Here is a 21,660-nt window from a genome sequence, read left to right as displayed (position 1 = left end):
ATTTTCGTTTTTTACCTAACGAATGTATGAAAAATAAAGCAATTAGTTAAATGATTGTCTGAATTCTAAAGGTGAAGTGTTTGTCTTTGTTTTAAATAATTTACTAAAGGATTGCTGGTGCTCAAAACCCAATTCAAATGCAATTTCGCTGATAGATAGAGTAGTGGTAGAAAGCTTTTCTTTTGCCTTTTCAATCAATTTATTATGAATATGCTGTTGCGTGCTTTGACCCGTATGCGTTTTTAATAATGCGCTGAGATAATTGGGAGAAACATTTAGGTTTTCGGCAATAAATTGAACTGTTGGAATCCCTTTTTGTTTTAAAGTGTCGTCGGTAAAATAGTCTTCCAAAAGTTTTTCTAATCGTGCGAGAATCTGATGACTGCTTATTTTTCGGGTAATAAATTGTCTGTTGTAAAATCGTTCTGCATACGTGAGAAACAATTCAATTTGTGCAATAATAACGTCTTGACTGAATTTATCGATATTAGATTGGTATTCCTGCTGAATATTTTTAATAATATCAATGAGCATATTCTCTTCTTTATCAGAAAGATGTAGCGCTTCATTGACCGCGTAACCAAAGTAGTCGTATTGTTTGATTTTATGAGCAAGCGGCGTATTCCAAAGAAAATCAGGATGAATCAATAATGACCATCCTGTGTGTTGCATTTCAGCATTTCCTTCAATAGAAAAAACTTGTCCTGGCGAAAGAAAAATTAAAACACCTTCTTTAAAATCGTATTCCTGTTGGCCATATCGCATTTTTGCGTTGGCATTTCTTTTTAAAGCAATCGAATAAAAATCCAGCATTAAGCTTTTTGGTTCTTCGTTATTTAGATATTTTAAATCTTCAAAATTGTAAACGCTTACCAAAGGATGTTCGGGTTTTGGCAAATCTCTAAAATCATGAAATTCGCTTATTGTCTTAAATCGAAGTGGTTGCTGATTTGCCATACTACAAGGTAATTAATTTTGATTGAAAACGGCAGCAAATTCTTTTGCATAATCTGCCAGTTTTGTTTTTCCTAAAACGGCAGGACGATTTTGGTAATAATCTTCACTTAGCAAACCACTGTAAAGTGCAGCATACATTTCTACCAAACCTTTTGCGATTTTAGGTTGCATCCCAACAGCAATTAATCCGTTTAGTGTTTCTTCGTCAGATATTAATTTCCACTTTAAATCTGGATTTCCGATGGCGTGACCTAAAATTTTCGCCGTTTCATCTCCAGAGACTTCTTCGCTCGCAACATAACGTATTTTTTTTCCGTCAAGCGGAGTTGTAAGTTCTTCTGCAATTGCTTCGGCTATATCGTTTGGAGAAACCCACGGAATCAATTGGTCCGCTCCATAATTAGCAGCTATAATGGCTTGGTTTTTAATCATCGGGATATAAGCCAGCAAATTGTAGTAAAAAGAAGTCGGACGCATAAATGTAATGGAAACATCTGAAAGTTTATTCAAAACCGCTTCGATTTCATTATAACGCTGAATAATTCCAGAACCTTGTTGTAAATGTGCACCAATACTGCTTAAAAAGACTACTCGTTTTACGCCAGATTTTGCGATAGCTTCTGCATAATTATTTCCAATTGTACGCGTAAAAGCATCTAAATCAAGATTTGGATCAAAATAATTCGCGCGTGGAATCATGCAATATACGGCATTTGCACCTGTAAAAGTTTGAGTTAAAAAATCGACATCATTTACAGATCCAATTGCGGCTTGAGCTCCAAGATTTTCGATTTCCGATTTTCTTTCGCTACTGCTTGCAATTATTGTAATTTGATGGTTTTCTTTTAATAAAGCTTTCGCTAAAGGCTTGCTAATGTTCCCTAGAGAACCTGTAATTATAATTTTCATACTATTATTTTTTTGTTGATACAAAGTTGCGAAGCATTAGCAAAAGAGATTTAGCCAAATCTATGATTGACGTAGTCTAAAATAATAGTATGAAATGTGGTTTTATTTTTCGGATAATTTTCTTTCGGTTTCAATTTGCGGTTTTCCAGTAGCATTTGGCAGACCTTTTCCTGTTTCAATTAGTTTTTTCAAACTATTCTCAATGTAATTGGTCCATCCTGCTTGGCAAACTTCAAAACATTCATATTCTGGCACTAAACCCACATGGGTAAAAACTAGTTTCGTTTTGTCATTTTCTTTCGAAATGTCAAAAACAGCAGTAGTATTGGTCCATTCGGTATCGTCTTGGGTGAAGCTGAAATAATTTTCCTCAATCAGCCAAACGATTTTCTGATTCGGAATTACTTCAATTAATTTGACTTTACAGCGATGAACGTCCTCATAATGGTATTTAAATTCGTCTCCTTCATTTGCTGTTTTTCCTTCAATTTCTTCAGACCACCAGTCTTTAACGTTTTGTATGGCTTTAAAGACTTCTTCTGGCGATTGAGTGACAAGTATTGTTGTGGTAAAATCTTGAGTATTCATAATCAATTGATTTTTAAATTAGTAAAGTAAATTTACAATCTAAAAATCAATTGATTAAGGTGTTTAAAAGACAATTTTAAGGGGTGTTTCAGACAAGAAAAATTATTAAGCATTTTCGGTTAATAAGACTACACTAATTATGATTCCGAAAAAAACAATGATGCTTAACAAACCAATCAAAGTGACTCTCCATCCTCCAAAAGTTTCACCTCCATTTTGAATATGTTTTTGAATATTCTGTTCTTGGAATTTTTTCAAAAAATAAGAAGAGACCGTTAAATAAAGTAACGGAAAAAGGAAACTAGGAAAATTATCTGGAATAATAAAAATAAGCGGAATAATTGCAATCATGGATATGATGGTTATAATCCAAGTGTTTTTGGCTTTTTCAAAGTCATTAAAAACTTTAAAATTTTCTGAAATGCAATACCCAGCAACTAATGGACCAGCAAAAAATGTTCCTATTCTTATGGCTTTTTCTGAGTATATTTTTTCTGTTGGGATTTCTTCAAAAACTGATTTTTCTGCATTATTTTCTAGTTCCATTTTTTATAAAGTAAAATTTAAGGTTTATAGTATTGCTTTAATTTTTTGAGGAATTTTATTTAAAAGCTCAAAATGTATTGACATAACATTTTCTAGCTCCAATGTTCCGCCTAGAATAATCATTTCTTTATGCGTAAAACGTTTTCCAAGTCGGTCTTCCAGCATAATTTTTTCCATGCTTTGTGCAATTTCAATTTCATGCAAGAATTCATTCGGATGACCCGCTGTGCAAAGTACAAGACCGTACGGAATGGTTTTCATTTTTCTAGCCGTTTCGCTTTGTCCGTACGCATATCCAACAGAGTAAACACGATCAAACCAACCTTTTAATTTTGCAGGACAATCGCTCCACCAAACAGGGTACAGAAAAATAATGCAGTCTGCTTTTTCTATTTTTTCTTGTTCTGCTAAAACATCTGTAGAAATAGGAAGTTCTGTTTTGGCAAAACCTTCTCGTTCGTATTCTTCCTCAGACATATCACCCACAAAATTAGACGCATATAAATCGGAGATTTCTACATTCCATTTTTCAGTATTCAAGGCTAGTTTCAATCTTTCTAAAACTTGAAAAGTGTACGATTTTTTGCTCGGATGTGCGTAAACAATGAGAATGTTCATTTTCAGATTTTTTAGATTTATAATTGTTTTGAAATTTCAATCTGATTTACACGAAAATACAAATTAAATCGAAATGAAATTATTCTTCAGAAAATTCTAAAATATCGCCGGGCTGGCAATCAAGAACTTTACAGATAGCTTCTAGCGTACTGAAACGAATTGCTTTTGCTTTGCCAGTTTTTAGAATGGAAAGATTAGACAAGGTTAAATCTACTTTTTCTGAAAGTTCGTTTAATGACATTTTTCGTTTTGCCATCATGACATCTAAATTTACTATAATGGGCATAATTTTTTGTTTAAATAGTTAAGTCAATTTCAGATTGAATTTCGATTCCTCTTTTAAAAATCTGTCCCACAACAAACATTACAATAGCCATAAAGATCCAAATGCTGTGGCCTTCAAGATTAAGTGATTCCAAAGAAGGAAGTTTTACGCCTTTAATAATTAACCAATTGTTGAATTTGAATGCCCAGAAGGAAAACAAACCAATTCCGAAAGCGAGATAAGAAAGATAAGATATAAAACGGCCCATTTCGGCAGTAAAAGGCTGTTCGATGTTTAATTTTTTCTCATGTAACATTTTTACAATCAGATAAAACATAATGGCTTTTAAGATTGCCACAATGCTGATAAAGCATATTTCTTGAATATAAAAACTAGGACTGTAATTATATAAGTCAAGTAAATGAAGAAATCGAGCATTGTAGGAATTTATCGTCATAGTATAAATTCCGTTAAAAAGATACATGCCGGCTTCTACGCATAAGCCAATAAAAATAATCCATGACACGATATTCAGGATTTTTAGAATCTGTGGTGTTCCAATTTTAATTTCCATGCTATTCAAGATTATAAGTTATGCTGCTAAAATAATAAAAATTTATTGATAAACAATAAATAAATAGTTTTTATCAAAAAAAAGCTTCAACATTAAAATTTGCTGAAGCTTGAATGTTTTGTTTTTTAAATTCTATTATCGAAGCATTTTCTTTTCGTTTTCAAGCATTTTTTCGATGTTAAAATAAATACCGTCTACATTATAAACGCCTTTCTCGAAGCTCAGATAATCGCAATTATCAACGAGCGATTGTCCTTTAGATTCAATTTCAAAAAGATTGAGCAAAATGTATTCGTGTTCGACCATTATGACATGAAAACCAGTTTCGCATTTTTTTCCGTCGCCAGAAGAAAGTATGACATTCATAATGCTGTGAAATCTAAAAGAAGCAATTTTTGCAGATGCTTCGTCTCCTTTTAAGTGATAAACGTAAGTAAGGAAATTGAGCTGTTTTAAGTCAAATGGGAATTCGCTTAAGGTATGATTGGACAATTTGATTATTTCATCGTAATCTGAAGCTTCGAGTTCTTCTTTGTCATAATATTTGCGAAGCTGTTCCTCGTCTGGCGATTTCCAAAAGGCATTGTATTTGGGTTGAAAAACATAGCCTAAATACAAATGGCGGTATTCGTCATACGATAAAAGCGTATCATTTTTCGTGAGTCTTTCCATTAATTTAGGATAGAAAAATTTTGAATTTTTGTCGTTGATTTCTTTTTCAATGGATTTATAATCTGGAGTTGTAAAACCAATTTCTTGTGAATGCACTTGAATTCCGAAGCAAAAAATAAGAAGGATAAAAATTTGTTTTAGCATGATGTGGTGTGTTTTTGGTTGTAGTTCTGATCTTACTAATGTACAAATTATATAAGAACAAAAGTGTTCTTATGGATGCCAGATGCGTGAAGGATGAGAGCGGCATCTCCCGATTTAGAAAAACAAGGCTTTTTAGCCGTAGTTTTTGTTAATCGGGAATATAGCGGACAGCCTGACCCGGAGGGACACGCCCTAGTAAGTAAGAATTTTATTTTCTACATTATTCGGTAATCCATTTTCCTTTTTCTTTTGCAATATCGATTGCTTTCTGACCGTGTTCTGTCATTAAATTTTGCTGAATCATACGTTCGGCTCTTTCAATATTGGGTTTGCTCCATTTGCTGGTTTTCGGATTTCGGTGTGAGAAGGTAAGATAATAGCTTTCGGCATCGCGTTTTTTGCAGAGACTGTCAATCCAACCAAAACAAAGTGCTTCTTCGGTTGCTTCGATTAAATTTACGCTTTCTGTCTGACTTTTTTTATGATATAAGATTAACCAAACCGATTTTTCTGTCTGGCTATTTGTCTCAAGCCAATTGCGCCAATCTTGTCTATTTTGGGCATAAACGGCTAATTTTCCATCTTTAGTTTCCATTTTTTTAGTTTTATTTTATAAAGGTAAAATGCCTTTGTGACAACAGTATGTCAGTAGTAAAATTAAAGATAAAATATTGAAAATTAGATAATTGATTTTTTTAAAGTGGCTTTATTCGAAGCAGTTCGCCTTTTCGTTTGACAATGTTTTTATAATCCCATTGAATTTCTCTGCTTTTTTCTAGCCAGCGTTTTAAGTCTTGTTCGTTTATTTGATTGCTATTTGTGTAGCGCATTTCGGCAGCTTTAAACGAACCTTCGTTTTGAAGTTTTTCTTCGTCAAAAGATTGTCCGCTCCAGAAAAGCAATCGAACTGAATCTTTTAATTTGCTATAACCCACAATCGGATTTCCGTCTAGGAACCAAACAGGATGCGCATGCCAGATTTTGCTTTCGGCATCAGAAAGATTTTCATTTATAATCGCCAAAAGAAGATCGCAGATTTCTTTGTTTTCTGCTGTCTGAGAATTGTTGTAATCTTGAATCGGGCTCATGTATTCAGCATTTTAGGGTTATTTTACCTCTTTGGTCAACTCAAATAAAATATAAGTTCCGTTGCTCGAATTTCCTCTCGATTTTTCTACAAATCCCTTTTTTTTTATAAAATTCAATTGCTTTAATGTTGCTTGTAAGGCATTTTAGGGTAATTGGAAATGAGGTTTTTAAGATGGCTGCTTTTAATAATTCTGTACCAAGGTTTTTTCCTTGATGTTTAACATCAACGTAAAGATGATGAATGAAATTGTTTGGCCTCCAGATCGAAATAAATCCGACCGGAATATTGTTTACAAGAGCCGCTAAAATATATTCGCCTTGCGTTTGCTTGTCAAAATCGTCTAATTCAAATTCTGACAGATCTTGTTCTGTAAATGTGCGCCGTCTTTCGTTTAAGAATAATTCTCTTAAATGAGGTAAATCGCTATCTCTTGATTCTCTTATAATCGTCATTTTAGAAATTGCATTTATTGTTCTTCAAGTATAGAATTTCCCTTAGATAAATCTCCAGAAGTCCATTGCCACGTTTCGTGAAGCCTAATTTTTCCGCTTGCTAAAATTTCAGGTTTAGAAGTGCAGAAACCAGTCATTAATTGGCCTTTTTCATTCACTTGATGATATCTCATTTCGATATTTCCCGCGCCGTCAACCAAACCAATTAAATGACCTTTAACGATTTTTCCTCCAGAATATTCAGAAGTTAAAATGTTTCCTTCCTGTATATAATGAAATGCAGTTTCACTAGAGGTTTCTCCGTTTTCGCTGTTGCTTACAGGTTTGAAGATTTTGTTATTGTAATTAATCATTCTGGTTTGCAAATTAACTTTTTCGATTCAAATCGGTAATTAATAATGGATTGTGTTCTTTTAATTTATGGACTAATGCTTCAACCTTTTCTGGGTTTTCCTTAATGTGTTCATATTCAGCAGAAGTTATGCCGACGATTTGTAAAAATGAAACTTCGCCATGTGGCGTTTGTTTTTTAGGAACTTCCGGATCATTTACAAAAATTAATGCCGTAATATCGGTTTCAGTGTCTAGTCGAATTGGTCCGTTTGCTGGCATGTAATGAAACTCTTCAAACCAATTTCCACTGTCAAATACATATTTGGCTATATTTTGAAGCAAAGCCACAGCCCAGCTCGGATTTCCGTTATCGGCTTCATAAGGTTTTAATCTAAAAGTAAGTTCAAATCCCCATTTGCTAAATTCTCCGTTTGCTTTTTCTTCATTATAATACAATTCAGAAAAGCCGTAAGTAATAAAATGGTAATGATCTTCTTGATTTTTGCTTTTGTAATAGCTTACGCCGTCAAGCGGATGTTCTCCGCCAAGCATATAACTAATTGCTGGAGCAAAATGTTTGGGTTCCTGATTCGGATAAAGACGTTCAAATTCTTTATCAATTTCTAACCAGCCAACAGCGTCATCTTCGGTAAATTCTTTTTTGTATTGTTCTAATTCCATTTCTAGTAAAACTTATTTTTACACTAAAATAAGTCTTTTTCTAACTATTAGTTTCTACACATTAAAAAAAAATCCGACTTGGATTTCGCAAATCGGATTTTGATGTATTTATTGCTGTAGCAATTTTTTCATGAATTCATTTGAAGCCTGTTCTAAAGCTTTAAAATAGTTTCCTTTTTTAAGTTCGGGAATAGAGTAGGTGCTGATTATGTTTTGTGTGTCTTCAGCATTTAACTTGTATTTTATAAAATCGACGCTTAGAACCTGAATTTGCCTTAATGTTTTGCTGACAACAATTAAAAGGGTTGGATCTAATCGCGGGTCTTTTGATAAAAATTTGTCAAGATCTACTGCAAATTCGTCAAAAGATTTAAAAGGTTCAACAGAAGGAGTTGTTATGACTACAATTTTGTAAAGGTGTTTTTTTTCGAAAGCGTTAAGGGTAGTGTTTAACGATTGAAGTTCTGCTGGTTTTAAGACTTTTTCGAAGTCATTGACACAGTCTGTAGATTGGGAAAAAGTGCTTTTTAAACGGGAAGCAAAATCGGTGTCGGTTTTGGTTTGGGCAGATAAAACTGAAGATAACAGTATAAGCGTAAAGAATAATTTTTTCATTCTATGGCATGTTAGATTTGGTGCTGCAAAAGTAGCACATTCTTTATTGTAAACAGATGAAAAAATGATCAGTTTTGATTTTAAAATGAAAAAATATTCTTTTTTGAAAAGCAGTTTCTTAAATAAAAATCCGATCTACTTTTGGTAAATCGGATTTTGAAATTTTTTATTGAAACAAAGGTATTAAATGATCCCATTTGAGTTCTTTGGCAAAATCTAAAGCTGTTTTTCCGCTATTGGTTTTTGCATTTGGATTTGCGCCAGCTTTTAAAATGAGTTCTACAGAAGTTTGATTTCCAGCAATAGCTTCACGATGCAAAAAAGTGTAGCCTAAATCGTCTTGCGCTTCTATTTCTTCTGGATTGTTTTTTAAGAATTCGATGAGACTTTCTTTCATATTGATACTCATCGGATGCTCTACCAAGTTTTCTGGTTTGTCTTTCTGATTTGTAACAACCAGAATATCATTGTAATCTCCAAACTCTAAGCCCCAAGCGTCGTCGTGGTCTTTTCTTTCGTCTTCGTCCATTTCTGAGCGCATGGCATGTATTGTAAAAGCCCCGTATGTTTTTCCTTGACTTGCAAATAACCAATCACTGATTTGATTGATCGGAATTGCAATCTCGTCTCCATTATTGACATTGGTTAAGTCATTGGGATCGTTTACTAAAATCCCGTATATCATTTCGCCGTCAAAGTTTACGTCGTTAATCCACATATGTTCTACGATCGTTTCGTCGTCTATATCTTGAGTGAAAGCTAATTTTACACAAGCAACATCCAATCCTGGAACTATTCTTCTGTATTCCCAAGATAATTCTCTCCAGAAATATTTAAAGGTTTCTTGTGCTCTTTTATAAGCTTCGATCATTTTTGGATCTTCTCCGTCGGCGTAGAATATTTTTGTTTCTTCCATAAAAAAGGATATTTATAATGATTTATAAAAGTAATCTTTTTATGACTTTAAGGAAAATGATATTTAATTATTTTGAGGTTTTAATTTAAAAGTAAAGCTTTTTTAAGACAAAGCATTGTCATTTCGAGCGAAGGAAGAAATCTCCGCAAGAAACTCCGAAAAGTAAAGTTATTTGCAAAGATTTTATTAATCTTTTTCGAGCTACTTATGGAGATTTCTCCCTTCGGTCGAAATGACAAAAAAGGGGGGGATTCTATTTATTACATAAAAAAATCCGATCTGTTTTCACAAATCGGATTGTATAAAAATTAGAAGTTAATTTCTTAAAAAGTATAGCCTATTCTCAAATGAAAATAAAGCAAGAATTGTTCCTTTGTGTAATCAAAATTATCTACACTTTGTGCATTTCCAAAATTAGAATTTGCTTTAATAAATACCATTCTATATCCTATTCCTGCACCGGCTTCGTAAGTAAAATGATCTCCAATTGCTCTTTTCATTCCCCATGTTGGTGTAATAGATAAATCTGCATTTTTAGTGATATTATCATCTAAATTAATGACAAACCAATCTGGATGGTAACTTGTTTTAAGAGAAATATAATTACCACTATTATTTGAAATGTTTTTTCCTCTAGCGTTTCTTTTTTTCAGATTGAAATAAAATTTTGGCTCTGCTGTAATTACGGGTTGTAATATAAAACCAGCTTCATCATAATGATCTCCAACTGCAAAATCATGTTCGATACCAATTTCGCTTCTTAAAGCAATTGAATTAGCAAGTTTTAATTCGTTGTTAAGCCAAATTCCGGCAAAACCTGTTTGTGCCGAAAAGATTGATTTTTCTACGCTAGCTTCTTGAGCCTTAGCATTAATAGTTATTCCTAAGATTATAAATAGGATTAATTTTTTCATACAAGTATTTGTTATTTTGTAATTGGTTAGATTAATTTTGGTGCGAAAATAGTATTAAAATTTTAAAATCCTAATTTGCAAAAACTATAAAAGTTTAAAGAGAAAAAGGAAAAAAAAATCCGACTTGCTTTCACAAATCGGATTATCTAAAATAAGTTTATGTTTTATTTACTTTCAAATCTCTTTTTCCAATAAAAATAAACCGTTAAAACATTTAAAACGGCAAGAATCCACAACAAAGGATTACTGAAAAAATCCTGATAACTATGTCCTTTTGGAATTTCTACAAATGGAACAAAGATTAAAATATCTAATAAAATAGCAGTTAAAGACATTATGAATCCAATTGGAATTCCTGATGTCGAAATTCCTTTTTTATAATAAAATGAAGCTCCAAGAATAGCGTAGAAGACAATTAAAATGCAGATTAATGCTGTTTGTATGTTTAAAGAATCTTTTACAATAGGTATGTGTTCTAGAATAAAAAAGGTTAAAGCTATACAACTCCAGAGTATTATGCCCGATAAAACTGCTCTCCGATAATTCATGACAGCTGGTTTACTTTGTTCCAAATTCCAGTTTTTGATGTTTTTAAAACATATTCGGTAAAATCTATTGCTTTTCGGCCTAAAACTTTTTCAATATCATTTGTAATATAAGAATTTCGTCCGTCCAGTACTTCTGTAAATAAATAATTTACAAGCCAGATTTCATCTTCAGGAACCTGATATTCGCGAAGCATCTTCACATAATCCTCAAGTTCTACTGCTTGGAAAATAATTTCTCTTTTTGTAATTTTTGCTATTTCAGAAACAGCTTGTTCAAAATTAAGCAGGCGAGGACCAGTTAATTCATAAGTTTTACCATTATGTTTTTCGTGTAAAAGTGCTTCTGTGACTACTTCCGCAATATCATCCGCATCAGTAAAAGGCTCGAGAACATCGGCTTTTGGGAGTGCCACAAATCCAGCTGAAACAGGTTCTAAAAAAATACTTTCGCTAAAATTCTGATTGAACCAAGATGCTCTTACGATCGTCCAATTTTTGGATGTTTCTTTTACAATTTCTTCACAAACTTGCGCTTCTCTTTCGCCTCTTCCAGAAAGAAGAACCATTTTTTCTACTCCATTTTGTGTAGCAAGAGTTGTAAACTTCTGAATGATTTCTGGTGCTGTTGGTACTGCTAGATCGGGTTGAAATGTGATGTAAACAGTATCAATGTCTTGCAGGGCATTTAACCATGTTTCTGGTTTTTCCCAATCAAAAGGAATTGTGGCAGATCGCGAACCAATTCTCACTTCTACGTCTTTTTGTGTTTCTAATAATGCTGCAACTCTGCGACCGGTTTTTCCGTTGCCTCCCAGTACTAAAATTTTCTTTGTTTTCATGATTAATGATTTTAATTAATGATGATACAAAGTTGCACACATCAACATGAAAAGATTTGTCTGAAAGGAATTAAGATTTGTTTGAAAAGAATTGTTTTTTGACTTCGTTTGGTCTTGATCCAAATTTTTTCTGAAAAGCGTTAGAGAATGAACTTAAGCTTTCGTAACCCACTTCCCATGCAGTTTCTTGTACTGTTTTTTCGCTGTTGCAAAGTAATTCGTAAGCTTTGTTGAGCCTTTCTTCGTGAATGTATTTGTAAACTGGAATTCCAAAAAGTTCTTTAAAGTTCTTTTTGAGTTTACTGCTGTTCAAACCAATTAGTTTAGATAATTCTGTAATAGTAGGTGGTTTTGAATAGTTTGTGCTAACGATATCTTTTGCCTGAAAAAGTTTTTCTTTGTCTTTTTCGCTTAAATCTGTTTTCTTTTCTGTAGAAAGCAGTGCAAAATAATGCGCCAGTAATTCATTCACCTGACTTTTTAAAAATAATAATCTTGTATTGCCAGAATACGTGGTATTGAATATTTTTTGAACGGCCAATTGCATTTCGAGTGTCATAAAAAGCGTTGGGCCTTTTACAAAATGTGCCGATGGATGTACTAATTCAGGCAGTTGTTTTTCAAAGATTTCTCTTTCTTCTTTTGGTAATGTCTGCAGGGTTTTCAGCTTCGCAAAAATGCTGATAGATTGTAAAGGTTTTTCGGGAGCAATTTTATGCGAAAAAGAAACTTTTTGATTTCCAAAGAAAGAAATTGCTAAGCCAGTTGTGTTTGTTAGATATTTTGTTTGATCGTTGTGTTTAATTTCCAATTCTACATTTCCAGAACCATAAAAAGCAAAACCTACTGCATCACCATCAATCTCGCATTGTTGCACAAATTCTTTGTCAGAATTGGATTGTTCGATGAGGACAATGAAATTATTTACTTCTATGATATCGGTGGTCATTTTTAATTAGTCAATTAGAAAATTAGTCAATTAGAAAATTTTTAAATGCTTAAATCTAATCAAATATACAAAACTGACTTTGCTTTAAATGTTTTTATCTTATAGAGCGTATTAAACAAAAAAATCCGATCTGTTTTCACAAATCGGATTTATTAAATTGAGAATTATATATAACCGTAAAACGGTATATTTTTACAAGTGAATTACTTCGCCGTAAGCATCAGCTACAGCTTCCATAACAGCCTCGCTCATTGTTGGGTGAGGGTGGATAGATTTAAGGATTTCGTGACCTGTAGTTTCTAGTTTACGAGCTACAACTGCTTCAGCAATCATATCTGTAACACCAGCACCAATCATGTGGCATCCTAACCATTCTCCGTATTTAGCATCGAAGATTACTTTTACGAATCCATCAGCATTTCCAGCAGCTTTTGCTTTTCCAGAAGCTGAGAATGGGAATTTACCAATTTTTAATTCGTAACCTTTTTCTTTTGCTTGTTTTTCTGTTAAACCTACAGAAGCGATTTCTGGAGTTGCGTAAGTACAACCAGGAACGTTTCCGTAATCGATTGGGTCTACGTGTAAACCTTTAATTTTTTCTACACAGTTAATTCCTTCAGCAGAAGCTACGTGAGCTAAAGCTTGACCTGGAGTAACGTCTCCAATTGCGTAGTATCCTGGAATGTTAGTTTCGTTGTACGCGTTTACTAAGATTTTATCTCTATCAACAGCAATTCCAACTTCTTCTAATCCGATGTTTTCAATGTTTGTTTTGATTCCAACTGCAGAAAGTACGATGTCAGCTTCTAAAACTTCTTCTCCTTTTGCCGTTTTAACAAAAGCTTTAACTCCTGCACCTGTTGTGTCAATGCGCTCAACAGAAGAGTTAGTCATTACTTTAATTCCTGATTTTTTCAAAGAACGCTCAAATTGTTTTGAGATATCTTCGTCTTCTACAGGAACTACGTTTGGCATAAATTCTACGATAGTAACATCTGTTCCCATTGAGTTGTAGAAGTGAGCAAACTCAACTCCAATTGCTCCAGAACCCACAATGATCATAGATTTTGGTTGAGTTGGCAATGTCATTGCCTGACGGTATCCAATTACTTTTACACCATCTTGAGGTAAGTTTGGCAACTCACGAGAACGAGCACCAGTTGCGATGATAATGTGATCAGCGCTGTATTCTGTAACTTTATTGTCTTTATCAGTAACGTCAAGTTTTTTTCCTGGTTTTAATTTTCCAAAACCTTCGATAACGTCAATTTTGTTCTTTTTCATTAAGAATTGAACACCTTTGCTCATTCCTTCAGCTACACCACGGCTACGTTGAATAACTGCAGGGAAATCTTTATCAAATTCAGAAACTTTCAATCCGTAGTCAGAAGCGTGTTTAAGGTAATCAAAAACTTGAGCAGATTTTAAAAGCGCTTTTGTTGGGATACATCCCCAGTTAAGGCAAACTCCACCTAGATTTTCTTTTTCTACTACAGCAGTTTTAAAGCCTAATTGTGAAGCTCTAATCGCTGTTACATATCCTCCAGGACCACTTCCTAAAACAATAACGTCGTATTTCATTTTTTTTGCTTTTAGTATTAACTATCGAAAATGAAGTTTGTATTTCCGAAACTCATCTTTCGATTTTTTCTTTGTTATTTGTGATTGCGAATTTAAGGATTTATTTTATATGAACACTTGAAATTTTGTTTTTAAAGACATAGATTTTGGTCTTTTCACAGAAAGCGAACTAATTGTGAATTGTAAATTGTGAATTATGAAGTGATTTTTAAGATTTAGTGATTAGTTCTTAGTAATTAGAGACAAGTGCCTTAAAAAAAATAAAAAATAAGCCACAGATTATTAGGATTAAAATGATTTTAAAAAATCTGTGTTAATCTGTATAATCTGTGGCTTATAATTATGAGTTATGAATTAATAATTTACCATTCACAATTTACCATTCACAATTAAAAACTAAATCTTAACGTGTCCCCAGTTTTCTCCGCTGGCAATTCTTCTAATTTGCATTTCGCTTACGCCGAATTGTTTGGCAATCATTTTAAGACGTGTTTTTTGTTCAGGTCTTGCAAGGATTTTTTTAATTAACATCACTTTTGTGGTCGTTAATTTTCGTCCGTCTGCTTTAAGATTATGTTCAATTAAGTTCTTTTTTGCCTGAATAACGCGCGGGCTTTTACGGCTGTGCGCCATCATTTCCTGTTTGGTTGCCCAACGAAGATTACTCACATCATCGTTTGCTCTGTTGTAATCTAAGTGCAAAACATAGGTTTGATCTTCAGAATCTTTTGGAATAAAGTACTGAGCCACTAATTTATATAAGAAGAGATATTTATTTACGATTTTATCGTCTTTTTTAACCTTAAAACGGAAAGTTGGATATCCGTCGCTTAAACCTCCTTTTAAAATGCGTCCGTTTTCAATATCGTCGGTAAAACTGATTAGTCTTCCTCTGTTCGAAATGGCATATCTTAATTGTAATGAGGCATTTATTTCTATTTCTTTGAATTTTTCATCAGGATAAAATCTATTTTGTGGCATTGTCTTTTACATTTGATTTCTATACTCTCAAAGATAAAGAATAAACCAAAAATTTTTGCTATCTAACTGATTGTGAAAGGGCAATTTTATGATTTCTATAACGCTAATTTAACGTTTTAAAGCGTTTTTGATAGTTTTTAGTCGGATTTTAAATCACAATTTATGAATACTGCAGTTTTTTAATTTAAGAAACAAGCATCAATTTATAGCTAAATAATTATTAATTTACTGGTTTAGCCAATTTTTGAAATTATTAAGGTCCTTTTAACTGATAAAAATTGTGTCAGATTGGGCTTGAAGTAAAATCAGAATTAATTTTTACTGTATATATGAAAAAGGATTTGACTTTTTTTAAAGTCAAACCCTTTTATTGTAGTAGTGTATTGAAAGTTATTTTTAAAATCTAATCAATACAATTTTATTTTTTTAATAAATTAATTAAAATTACGGACAAGGGTAAGTTATAACTGCATGTATTGTGCTTTCTTTTGGGATGTTATAATCAGATAGTGTTCTACCGTCTTCAAGTTGTTTTCCTGCAAATATTAATCTTATGCACTCAGGTTTAATTCCTTCTTTATCGAATATTTTAGCTTTAAGATTATCAATAGTGTCTGAACTTTCAATCTCAATTGTTATGATTTTTCCAGTCAAAGTTTTTACAAAAATTTGCATCGAGAACGCATTAAGCGAAAATGCTAAAAAGAAAACGATAAAAAGTAATTTTTTTTTCATAGGATTTTTTAAAAATGATTATTTATTCCTCAAACTTACTTATTTATTTGTAAGAATACAACTAAAATTGTTTACAGGTGATAAATTCATTTTTTCTTAAATACAATGAATAATCGTGTTTTTATTGATTTAATTTTTTGTAAGATTTTGAAAATTAAGTATGTAAGTAATTTCTCAAGGCTAATTAGCTACTGAAAATTGTGAATCGTACAGGTTTTTGTAATAGCCATCTGTTTTATTAAGTAGTTCTTGATGTGTGCCTTGTTCGACAATCAAACCTTTGTCCATCACCACAATTTTATCGGCATTTACAATTGTTGCTAGTCTGTGTGCAATAATAATCGAAGTTCTTCCTTTTGTAATTGTTTCTGTCGCACGCTGAATCATTTCTTCAGAATACGTATCGATAGAAGAAGTTGCTTCGTCCAAAATCAAAATACTTGGGTTGCTCACATAAGAACGTAAAAAAGCAATAAGCTGACGCTGTCCAGACGAAAGCATAACGCCTCGCTCTTTTACATCAAAATCGTAATTATCAGGCAGATTCATAATAAAATCATGAACTCCAATTTTTTTTGCTGCATCAATTACTTTGTCTCGAGTAATTTCTGGATTGTGTAAAGTAATATTATTATAAATCGTATCGGCAAACAAAAATACATCTTGCAAAACAACAGCAATTTGCTTTCTTAAAGAAGCCAAAGTGTAGTTTTCGATATTTTCTCCATCAATGCAGATTGTTCCGCTATTGATTTCGTAAAAACGATTCAATAAATTAATAATAGTAGATTTTCCTGCTCCTGTAGAACCTACAATCGCCACGGTCTGTCCAGCAGAAACCGAAAGATCAATACCTTTTATGACTTCTTCTTCTGGAATATAGCTGAAACGAACGTCTTTGAAATCAATTCTTCCATCAAAAACAGGCGCTTCAATGGTTCCTGTATCTTGAATGTGATCTTGTGTATCAATAATGTCAAAAACACGATTGGCAGCAATCATTCCTAATTGCATCTCGTTAAATTTATCCGCAATTTGTCTCAATGGATTAAACAGCATTCCGATAAACATGGTATACGAAAACAAATCGCCAAAAGTCGTAAAATGATCTCCATTCAAAATTCTGAATCCGCCATAAACTACCACCAAACCTAAAGTAATAGACGAAATAATATCGGCAATCGGGAAGAAGATGGAGTTGTATAAAATCGTTTTAATCCAAGCAACTCTATGTTTGTTGTTGATTTCTTTAAAGTTTTCAGCTTCAATTTTTTCGCGGTTAAAAAGCTGTACGATTTTCATTCCCGTCACGCGCTCTTGTACAAAAGAGTTCATATTGGCAATCTGCGTTCGAACTTCTTCAAAAGCCACTTGCATTTTACGTTGGAAAATTCTGGTAATGTAAACCAAAATAGGCATTGCAACTACAACGATCCAGGTTAGTTTCCAGTTCATATAAAACATGAAAATAAGTACCACGACCATTTTCATCAAATCGCTTATAATCATAAACAAACCTTGACTGAAAATACGGGCAATCGATTCAATATCCGAAACAGCGCGAGTAACCAGCTGGCCAACTGGAACTAAATCGAAATACTTCATTCTGAAACTCAAAATGTGTTTAAAAAGTTTAGTTCGAATATCTTTTACAATATCTTGTCCGAGCCAGTTGGCCCAATAAACAAAGTAAAATTGAGAGAAGACCTCCATCAGTAAAACTACTCCCATTAAAACGATATACATCAGCAATCCCATTTTATCATGAGTTTTGATGTAGCCATCGACCGTTTCTTTTAGTAAATAGGGGCGAAGTGCAGCGAAGATAGACAGCGAAATGGCAAATATGATTACGCCATAATAACGCCATTTATAAGGTCGTGTGTATTTTAAAATTCTTTTGAATAATCCTGTATCGAATGCTTTTGCTTTCATTTGTTTTTAGGAGCTGTTTCCTGCTTTCCGTTACAAGTTTTTCTCAAAAATATGTTTTTGTTTAATTTTTATAAAGCTTCCGTTGGTCGCTCCATAAAAATTACAAAAACTATATTTTTTTCAAAAAAGCTTTTCACTTCAATCAGGGCTATTAAATGTAATCGTAATAAATATTGGTCAAATATAAACCATGTGCCGGAACCGAAAATCCTGCTTTTTCCCTGCTTTTGCTGGCAATGATATTTTCAAAATCAGCTAAAGTTATTTTCTTTAAACCAATATTGATCAAAGTGCCCACAATAGCGCGAACCATATTTCTTAAAAAACGATTTGCTGAAATGGTAAAAATCAGTTTTTCGTTTTCTTGTTTCCAGTATGCCTCAAAAATCGTGCAATCAAATGTGTTTACATCAGTGTTAACTTTTGAAAAACATTGAAAGTCGGTATGCTTCAGTAGCAACTGCGCTGCTTCATTCATCAGAGCAACATCCAACTTTTGTGTAAGATACCAGCTCAATTCCTGTAAAAACGGATTTTTTACTGTATTGATATGATATTCGTAAGTTCGTTTTGTAGCATCAAATCTACAATGCGCATCATCGTGAACTAGAATAATATTAAAAATCGCAATATCTTTTGGTAAATAAGAATTCAGTTTGTGAATTAAAACCGGAATGTCTAATTTTTTTTCTGTATCAAAATGGCCGAACATTTCGCTTGCATGAACACCAGTATCTGTTCTTCCAGCCCCCATAATGCTGATGCTTTCATTTAATAAAACCGAAAAAGCCTTATTTAAAGTTTCTTGAACTGAAGAAGCGTTTGGCTGTATTTGCCAGCCATGATAATGTGTTCCGTTATAAGCGAATTGAATAAAATATCTCACTGTTGAGGTTCAAAGGTTCAGAGTTGCAAAGGTATGAAAAAGATACTAAGGTTCTGAGGCGCTAAGATTCTAAGTTTTTTCTATAGGAATGTTATGATGTTTTTGATATTTGTTATTTGCTAATCGAGTTTTAGACGCACAGCAGTGCGTCTCTACAATTTAAATGCTAGAAAAACTTAGTATCTTAGCACCTCAGAATCTTAGCCTCTTAATAAAAATGACCAAAATTCTTCTCCTTTCCGATACCCACAGTCACATCGATGATACTATTTTAAAATATGTTGCTCAGGCAGACGAAGTTTGGCACGCTGGAGATATTGGAGATTTGGTAGTTACAGATGCGATTAAAAAACTAAAACCTTTACGAGCGGTTTACGGAAATATCGACGATGCAAAAGCAAGATTAGAATTTCCGTTAAATAATCGTTTTTCATGTGAAAATGTTTCGGTTTGGATTACTCATATTGGCGGTTATCCCGGAAAATATAATCAGAATGTTAGAGAAGAATTAGCTTTGAATCCGCCTAAATTGTTTATCTGTGGACATTCGCATATTTTGAAGGTCATGTTTGATAAAAAGAATAATTTATTGCACATGAATCCTGGCGCGGCAGGAAAAAGCGGTTTTCATAAAGTAAGAACCATGTTGCGTTTTGTAATCGATGATGATAAAATCAAAGATTTGGAAATTATAGAGATAGGAGAGAAGTAATTAATGCGGCAACGGAATCTGAATCTTTATTTTGGTTCCCTGATTTTCTTTTGAAGTTATCGATAAAGTTCCTTTATATTTTTTGATTCTAGCTCTAATTCTACTTAAACCGAACCCTTCAGCGTCTTTTAATTTTTGAGTTTTAAAACCAATTCCGTCATCGTGAATGTGGAGGATTAGTTGGTTGTCTTTTTCTGCTAAAGAAAGTTTTGCTTTTTGAGCATTGCTATGTTTGGTAATATTGCTGAACAATTCACTAACTATGAAATAGATTTTCATTTCAAATTTTTCAACATATCTTCTACTGGTCGGAATAGTGCTTGAAAATTCAAATTCAATTGCAGAGTTTGAGTTTTTCTCGCATAGATCTTCCAAAGCATAAATTAATCCAAAACGAACCAAAAGCGACGGAACAAGATCATGAGACATATCGCGTAAAAGTTCATGCACTTCTGATAGAATTGCTTTTGCTTTTCGTATTTCTTCCGATTTTACATCGTTTTGAGCTGTAAACGTATTTAGGTGTAATCCCGCAGAAGACAATAATGAATTGATATTGTCATGGAGAAAAGAAGCAATTTTTTTACGCTCTACTTCTTGAGAGTCAATTCCAGAATTGATAATATTGAGAAGGATTTTCTGTTTGGTGTCTTTTCGTTTTATTTTCTGTTTTAGTTTGTTGTTTTGGTATAAAAAGTAAAACAAAAGAAAAATGATGACAGTAAGTATAATGGTTAAACTGACGATTTTTTTATTTCGAAGCTGTTCTGATTTACTAAGATGATTAACGGTCGTTTGGTTGTTTGCCGTTTGTGAAACTTTTGCTGTATCCTTTGATTGTGCGATACTATTTCCTTCAAAAGAAAAAAGTAAAAGAAGAAATAGAATGAATTTGAAACGAAACATAAAAGCAATCTTTAAGGATTAATCAAATTGTTTTTAAGAGCGTATTTTACCAGACCTATTGTGCTTTTTATATTAAGCTTTTTCATGATGTTTTTTCGATGCGTCTCGACAGTATGTGAACTGATAAAAAGTTTTTTGCTAATTTCTGTACCGCTGTATTCTAAGGCAATTAAAATAATGATTTCAATCTCACGCGGACTTAAAATTGGGTTTTCTATAATTGCGTTTTGATTTAATTTGGGATTGTCTCTAAAAGTATTGAAAATTTTCTCTCTAACGCTGTCGCTAAAATATTCCTGCCCTTGATAAACGGCTTCGACGGCTTCAATAATATTTTCTCCTGCGCAATTTTTTAGCAGATAACCCTTTGCGCCTAATTTCATAACTTCTTTAATGATTTTTAGATCATCGTAACTGGATAAAATAATGGCTTTGCAAGGCATTTCTTTTTCATTAAATTCTTTCAGTACCTCTATGCCGTCTTTCTTTGGCATACTAATATCTAGAATTAAAATATCGGCTTTGTCATTCATGACATCATCATAAATGGTGGTGCCGTCTAAAGAAGTTCCGACTAATTCAAAATTTGAAACAGTTTGGAGCAGGTTTGAAAGACCATCAATTAATACCTGATGATCGTCTGCAAGATGGATCCTTATTTTTGGTGTCATGATTGTATTTGAATTCGAAAATGCAAATTTATCATGTAAATCACATATCTATAATGCCCTTTAGGTCTGATTTATGATAAAATAAGGCATAAAAAAAACCCGAATAAAAATTCGGGTTCTTCTTCGCACAAATAAACTAAGTTTATAGGTTTACCTCAAACGATCAACAGATTTTACAAGATCTTCGTCCTTTTTGATGGCCTTATTAGCTAAAACTAATAACACGATAGCAACAATCGGCATGAACATCCCAATACCTTTCTCAGAGACCTCAGTCCCTCCAGATAAATTTAGTGATCGATATACAAATAATCCTAATAAAATTAAATTTAATATTATATTCAATCTGTTTAATACAAACTGATTTTGTCTCTTTTTGAATGAAATGATACTGATAATACTAAGCATAGTCGTTAAGCCTAATAAAACAGTATAAAGCTGATCCTGCATAAAAAAGAATGGCTTTCCTGCACTAGTTGTCCAAAGCGGAACAAAAAGCATTAAAATGCCAGTTGCAGCAAAAGCTAGAAATAAATATACAGTCTGAATTCTTTGTATCATGGTCTAAAAATGTTTTACAAAAATATATTTTCTTTTTTTAAAATACTATTGTATGATAAAATTTTATTCGTATTATTGCATC

Annotated in this window: 28 protein-coding genes; 1 reads left to right on the top strand and 27 read right to left on the bottom strand. The window is 32.8% G+C overall.

What is annotated here, in order from left to right:
- Window positions 1-42: 42 nt before the first annotated feature.
- The 24 genes from BSF41_RS07330 to truA all read right to left on the bottom strand — a co-directional run bounded on the left by BSF41_RS07330 (window position 43) and on the right by truA (window position 18,728).
- Window positions 43-957 carry an AraC family transcriptional regulator gene (locus tag BSF41_RS07330; RefSeq protein WP_095928849.1) on the bottom strand — a complete coding sequence of 305 codons (915 nt, stop codon included), beginning with the start codon at window positions 955-957 and terminating at the stop codon, window positions 43-45.
- Window positions 958-969: 12 nt separating this feature from the next.
- Window positions 970-1,866 (bottom strand): NAD(P)H-binding protein, encoded by an 897-nt coding sequence (locus BSF41_RS07325; protein ID WP_095928848.1) that lies wholly within the window; start codon window positions 1,864-1,866, stop codon window positions 970-972.
- Between the two features lie 102 nt (window positions 1,867-1,968).
- Window positions 1,969-2,454 carry an SRPBCC domain-containing protein gene (locus BSF41_RS07320; protein ID WP_095928847.1) on the bottom strand — a complete coding sequence of 162 codons (486 nt, stop codon included), beginning with the start codon at window positions 2,452-2,454 and terminating at the stop codon, window positions 1,969-1,971.
- A 105-nt stretch (window positions 2,455-2,559) separates the two neighbouring features.
- A complete protein-coding gene (locus BSF41_RS07315; RefSeq protein ID WP_095928846.1) occupies window positions 2,560-3,000 on the bottom strand; it encodes a hypothetical protein in 441 nt (146 codons plus the stop codon).
- Between the two features lie 24 nt (window positions 3,001-3,024).
- Window positions 3,025-3,618, bottom strand: coding sequence for an NAD(P)H-dependent oxidoreductase (locus BSF41_RS07310; RefSeq protein WP_095928845.1), 594 nt, complete (start codon window positions 3,616-3,618; stop codon window positions 3,025-3,027).
- Window positions 3,619-3,697: 79 nt separating this feature from the next.
- On the bottom strand, window positions 3,698-3,904 hold the full coding sequence (locus tag BSF41_RS07305; protein ID WP_057116634.1) for a helix-turn-helix transcriptional regulator: 207 nt from the start codon (window positions 3,902-3,904) through the stop codon (window positions 3,698-3,700).
- A gap of 10 nt (window positions 3,905-3,914) precedes the next feature.
- Window positions 3,915-4,457: a DUF2975 domain-containing protein gene (locus tag BSF41_RS07300; protein WP_095928844.1), complete on the bottom strand. Its 543-nt coding sequence runs from the start codon at window positions 4,455-4,457 to the stop codon at window positions 3,915-3,917.
- Window positions 4,458-4,592: 135 nt separating this feature from the next.
- Window positions 4,593-5,273 carry a DUF4919 domain-containing protein gene (locus tag BSF41_RS07295; protein ID WP_095928843.1) on the bottom strand — a complete coding sequence of 227 codons (681 nt, stop codon included), beginning with the start codon at window positions 5,271-5,273 and terminating at the stop codon, window positions 4,593-4,595.
- 220 nt (window positions 5,274-5,493) lie between these two features.
- The gene (locus BSF41_RS07290; RefSeq protein ID WP_095928842.1) at window positions 5,494-5,868 is read right to left on the bottom strand and encodes a YdeI family protein; all 375 of its coding nucleotides are present in this window, start codon (window positions 5,866-5,868) and stop codon (window positions 5,494-5,496) included.
- Between the two features lie 100 nt (window positions 5,869-5,968).
- Window positions 5,969-6,361: a DUF1801 domain-containing protein gene (locus BSF41_RS07285; protein ID WP_095928841.1), complete on the bottom strand. Its 393-nt coding sequence runs from the start codon at window positions 6,359-6,361 to the stop codon at window positions 5,969-5,971.
- 40 nt (window positions 6,362-6,401) lie between these two features.
- Window positions 6,402-6,815, bottom strand: coding sequence for a GNAT family N-acetyltransferase (locus tag BSF41_RS07280; RefSeq protein ID WP_253251776.1), 414 nt, complete (start codon window positions 6,813-6,815; stop codon window positions 6,402-6,404).
- 14 nt (window positions 6,816-6,829) lie between these two features.
- Complete coding sequence (locus BSF41_RS07275) at window positions 6,830-7,168, bottom strand: n-acetylglutamate synthase (RefSeq protein ID WP_095928840.1); 339 nt, start codon at window positions 7,166-7,168, stop codon at window positions 6,830-6,832.
- Between the two features lie 13 nt (window positions 7,169-7,181).
- Window positions 7,182-7,829, bottom strand: a complete 648-nt coding sequence (locus tag BSF41_RS07270) for a suppressor of fused domain protein (RefSeq protein WP_095928839.1) — start codon at window positions 7,827-7,829, stop codon at window positions 7,182-7,184.
- 108 nt (window positions 7,830-7,937) lie between these two features.
- Window positions 7,938-8,444 carry a YgcG family protein gene (locus tag BSF41_RS07265; protein WP_095928838.1) on the bottom strand — a complete coding sequence of 169 codons (507 nt, stop codon included), beginning with the start codon at window positions 8,442-8,444 and terminating at the stop codon, window positions 7,938-7,940.
- A gap of 166 nt (window positions 8,445-8,610) precedes the next feature.
- The gene (locus BSF41_RS07260; protein ID WP_095928837.1) at window positions 8,611-9,360 is read right to left on the bottom strand and encodes a DUF2314 domain-containing protein; all 750 of its coding nucleotides are present in this window, start codon (window positions 9,358-9,360) and stop codon (window positions 8,611-8,613) included.
- A 323-nt stretch (window positions 9,361-9,683) separates the two neighbouring features.
- Window positions 9,684-10,274 (bottom strand): hypothetical protein, encoded by a 591-nt coding sequence (locus BSF41_RS07255; protein ID WP_095928836.1) that lies wholly within the window; start codon window positions 10,272-10,274, stop codon window positions 9,684-9,686.
- A 164-nt stretch (window positions 10,275-10,438) separates the two neighbouring features.
- Window positions 10,439-10,822: a DUF5367 family protein gene (locus BSF41_RS07250; protein WP_095928835.1), complete on the bottom strand. Its 384-nt coding sequence runs from the start codon at window positions 10,820-10,822 to the stop codon at window positions 10,439-10,441.
- Entirely contained in the window at window positions 10,819-11,661 is an 843-nt protein-coding gene (locus BSF41_RS07245) for an SDR family oxidoreductase (protein WP_095928834.1), read from the bottom strand. Before BSF41_RS07245 ends, BSF41_RS07250 begins: the two co-directional genes overlap by 4 nt.
- A gap of 70 nt (window positions 11,662-11,731) precedes the next feature.
- Window positions 11,732-12,610, bottom strand: a complete 879-nt coding sequence (locus BSF41_RS07240) for an AraC family transcriptional regulator (protein ID WP_095928833.1) — start codon at window positions 12,608-12,610, stop codon at window positions 11,732-11,734.
- A 192-nt stretch (window positions 12,611-12,802) separates the two neighbouring features.
- A complete protein-coding gene (gene lpdA / locus BSF41_RS07235) occupies window positions 12,803-14,191 on the bottom strand; it encodes a dihydrolipoyl dehydrogenase (protein WP_073416603.1) in 1,389 nt (462 codons plus the stop codon).
- Window positions 14,192-14,587: 396 nt separating this feature from the next.
- Window positions 14,588-15,172 (bottom strand): NUMOD4 domain-containing protein, encoded by a 585-nt coding sequence (locus BSF41_RS07230; protein WP_095928832.1) that lies wholly within the window; start codon window positions 15,170-15,172, stop codon window positions 14,588-14,590.
- Between the two features lie 444 nt (window positions 15,173-15,616).
- On the bottom strand, window positions 15,617-15,907 hold the full coding sequence (locus tag BSF41_RS07225; RefSeq protein ID WP_253251775.1) for a ubiquitin-like protein: 291 nt from the start codon (window positions 15,905-15,907) through the stop codon (window positions 15,617-15,619).
- Window positions 15,908-16,087: 180 nt separating this feature from the next.
- Window positions 16,088-17,842 (bottom strand): ABC transporter ATP-binding protein, encoded by a 1,755-nt coding sequence (locus tag BSF41_RS07220; RefSeq protein ID WP_095928831.1) that lies wholly within the window; start codon window positions 17,840-17,842, stop codon window positions 16,088-16,090.
- A gap of 151 nt (window positions 17,843-17,993) precedes the next feature.
- Entirely contained in the window at window positions 17,994-18,728 is a 735-nt protein-coding gene (gene truA / locus BSF41_RS07215; protein ID WP_095928830.1) for a tRNA pseudouridine(38-40) synthase TruA, read from the bottom strand.
- A gap of 217 nt (window positions 18,729-18,945) precedes the next feature.
- Here truA and BSF41_RS07210 point away from each other — a divergent pair, with 217 nt between their 5' ends.
- Entirely contained in the window at window positions 18,946-19,440 is a 495-nt protein-coding gene (locus tag BSF41_RS07210; protein WP_095928829.1) for a metallophosphoesterase, read from the top strand.
- Here the strand turns inward: BSF41_RS07210 and BSF41_RS07205 are convergent, their stop codons facing one another.
- The 3 genes from BSF41_RS07205 to BSF41_RS07195 all read right to left on the bottom strand — a co-directional run bounded on the left by BSF41_RS07205 (window position 19,441) and on the right by BSF41_RS07195 (window position 21,578).
- Window positions 19,441-20,346: a sensor histidine kinase gene (locus tag BSF41_RS07205; RefSeq protein WP_095928828.1), complete on the bottom strand. Its 906-nt coding sequence runs from the start codon at window positions 20,344-20,346 to the stop codon at window positions 19,441-19,443. It lies immediately after the preceding gene.
- Window positions 20,347-20,357: 11 nt separating this feature from the next.
- A complete protein-coding gene (locus BSF41_RS07200) occupies window positions 20,358-21,017 on the bottom strand; it encodes a response regulator transcription factor (protein WP_095928827.1) in 660 nt (219 codons plus the stop codon).
- Window positions 21,018-21,167: 150 nt separating this feature from the next.
- A complete protein-coding gene (locus BSF41_RS07195; RefSeq protein ID WP_008468670.1) occupies window positions 21,168-21,578 on the bottom strand; it encodes a DUF4293 domain-containing protein in 411 nt (136 codons plus the stop codon).
- Between the last annotated feature and the right edge of the window lie 82 nt (window positions 21,579-21,660).

It is taken from the genome of Flavobacterium sp. ACN2, assembly GCF_002303885.1.
Lineage (GTDB): Bacteria > Bacteroidota > Bacteroidia > Flavobacteriales > Flavobacteriaceae > Flavobacterium.
Note: the sequence above shows the minus strand (reverse complement) of the source record. Positions and strands in the feature narration are given on the sequence as shown.

Bases quoted from the DNA above. Each gene is read 5' to 3' on its own strand.
- BSF41_RS07320 (WP_095928847.1), bottom strand. From the start codon at position 2,454: ATGAATACTCAAGATTTTACCACAACAATACTTGTCACTCAATCGCCA.
- BSF41_RS07260 (WP_095928837.1), bottom strand. From the start codon at position 9,360: ATGGAAGAAACAAAAATATTCTACGCCGACGGAGAAGATCCAAAAATG.
- BSF41_RS07315 (WP_095928846.1), bottom strand. From the start codon at position 3,000: ATGGAACTAGAAAATAATGCAGAAAAATCAGTTTTTGAAGAAATCCCA.
- BSF41_RS07225 (WP_253251775.1), bottom strand. From the start codon at position 15,907: ATGAAAAAAAAATTACTTTTTATCGTTTTCTTTTTAGCATTTTCGCTT.
- BSF41_RS07270 (WP_095928839.1), bottom strand. From the start codon at position 7,829: ATGGAATTAGAACAATACAAAAAAGAATTTACCGAAGATGACGCTGTT.
- BSF41_RS07325 (WP_095928848.1), bottom strand. From the start codon at position 1,866: ATGAAAATTATAATTACAGGTTCTCTAGGGAACATTAGCAAGCCTTTA.
- BSF41_RS07255 (WP_095928836.1), bottom strand. From the start codon at position 10,274: ATGAAAAAATTAATCCTATTTATAATCTTAGGAATAACTATTAATGCT.
- BSF41_RS07240 (WP_095928833.1), bottom strand. From the start codon at position 12,610: ATGACCACCGATATCATAGAAGTAAATAATTTCATTGTCCTCATCGAA.
- BSF41_RS07280 (WP_253251776.1), bottom strand. From the start codon at position 6,815: ATGACGATTATAAGAGAATCAAGAGATAGCGATTTACCTCATTTAAGA.
- BSF41_RS07200 (WP_095928827.1), bottom strand. From the start codon at position 21,017: ATGACACCAAAAATAAGGATCCATCTTGCAGACGATCATCAGGTATTA.
- BSF41_RS07205 (WP_095928828.1), bottom strand. From the start codon at position 20,346: ATGTTTCGTTTCAAATTCATTCTATTTCTTCTTTTACTTTTTTCTTTT.
- BSF41_RS07310 (WP_095928845.1), bottom strand. From the start codon at position 3,618: ATGAACATTCTCATTGTTTACGCACATCCGAGCAAAAAATCGTACACT.
- BSF41_RS07295 (WP_095928843.1), bottom strand. From the start codon at position 5,273: ATGCTAAAACAAATTTTTATCCTTCTTATTTTTTGCTTCGGAATTCAA.
- BSF41_RS07290 (WP_095928842.1), bottom strand. From the start codon at position 5,868: ATGGAAACTAAAGATGGAAAATTAGCCGTTTATGCCCAAAATAGACAA.
- BSF41_RS07210 (WP_095928829.1), top strand. From the start codon at position 18,946: ATGACCAAAATTCTTCTCCTTTCCGATACCCACAGTCACATCGATGAT.
- BSF41_RS07230 (WP_095928832.1), bottom strand. From the start codon at position 15,172: ATGCCACAAAATAGATTTTATCCTGATGAAAAATTCAAAGAAATAGAA.
- BSF41_RS07285 (WP_095928841.1), bottom strand. From the start codon at position 6,361: ATGAGCCCGATTCAAGATTACAACAATTCTCAGACAGCAGAAAACAAA.
- BSF41_RS07220 (WP_095928831.1), bottom strand. From the start codon at position 17,842: ATGAAAGCAAAAGCATTCGATACAGGATTATTCAAAAGAATTTTAAAA.
- BSF41_RS07275 (WP_095928840.1), bottom strand. From the start codon at position 7,168: ATGATTAATTACAATAACAAAATCTTCAAACCTGTAAGCAACAGCGAA.
- BSF41_RS07265 (WP_095928838.1), bottom strand. From the start codon at position 8,444: ATGAAAAAATTATTCTTTACGCTTATACTGTTATCTTCAGTTTTATCT.
- lpdA (WP_073416603.1), bottom strand. From the start codon at position 14,191: ATGAAATACGACGTTATTGTTTTAGGAAGTGGTCCTGGAGGATATGTA.
- BSF41_RS07195 (WP_008468670.1), bottom strand. From the start codon at position 21,578: ATGATACAAAGAATTCAGACTGTATATTTATTTCTAGCTTTTGCTGCA.
- BSF41_RS07330 (WP_095928849.1), bottom strand. From the start codon at position 957: ATGGCAAATCAGCAACCACTTCGATTTAAGACAATAAGCGAATTTCAT.
- BSF41_RS07300 (WP_095928844.1), bottom strand. From the start codon at position 4,457: ATGGAAATTAAAATTGGAACACCACAGATTCTAAAAATCCTGAATATC.
- BSF41_RS07305 (WP_057116634.1), bottom strand. From the start codon at position 3,904: ATGCCCATTATAGTAAATTTAGATGTCATGATGGCAAAACGAAAAATG.
- BSF41_RS07250 (WP_095928835.1), bottom strand. From the start codon at position 10,822: ATGAATTATCGGAGAGCAGTTTTATCGGGCATAATACTCTGGAGTTGT.
- BSF41_RS07245 (WP_095928834.1), bottom strand. From the start codon at position 11,661: ATGAAAACAAAGAAAATTTTAGTACTGGGAGGCAACGGAAAAACCGGT.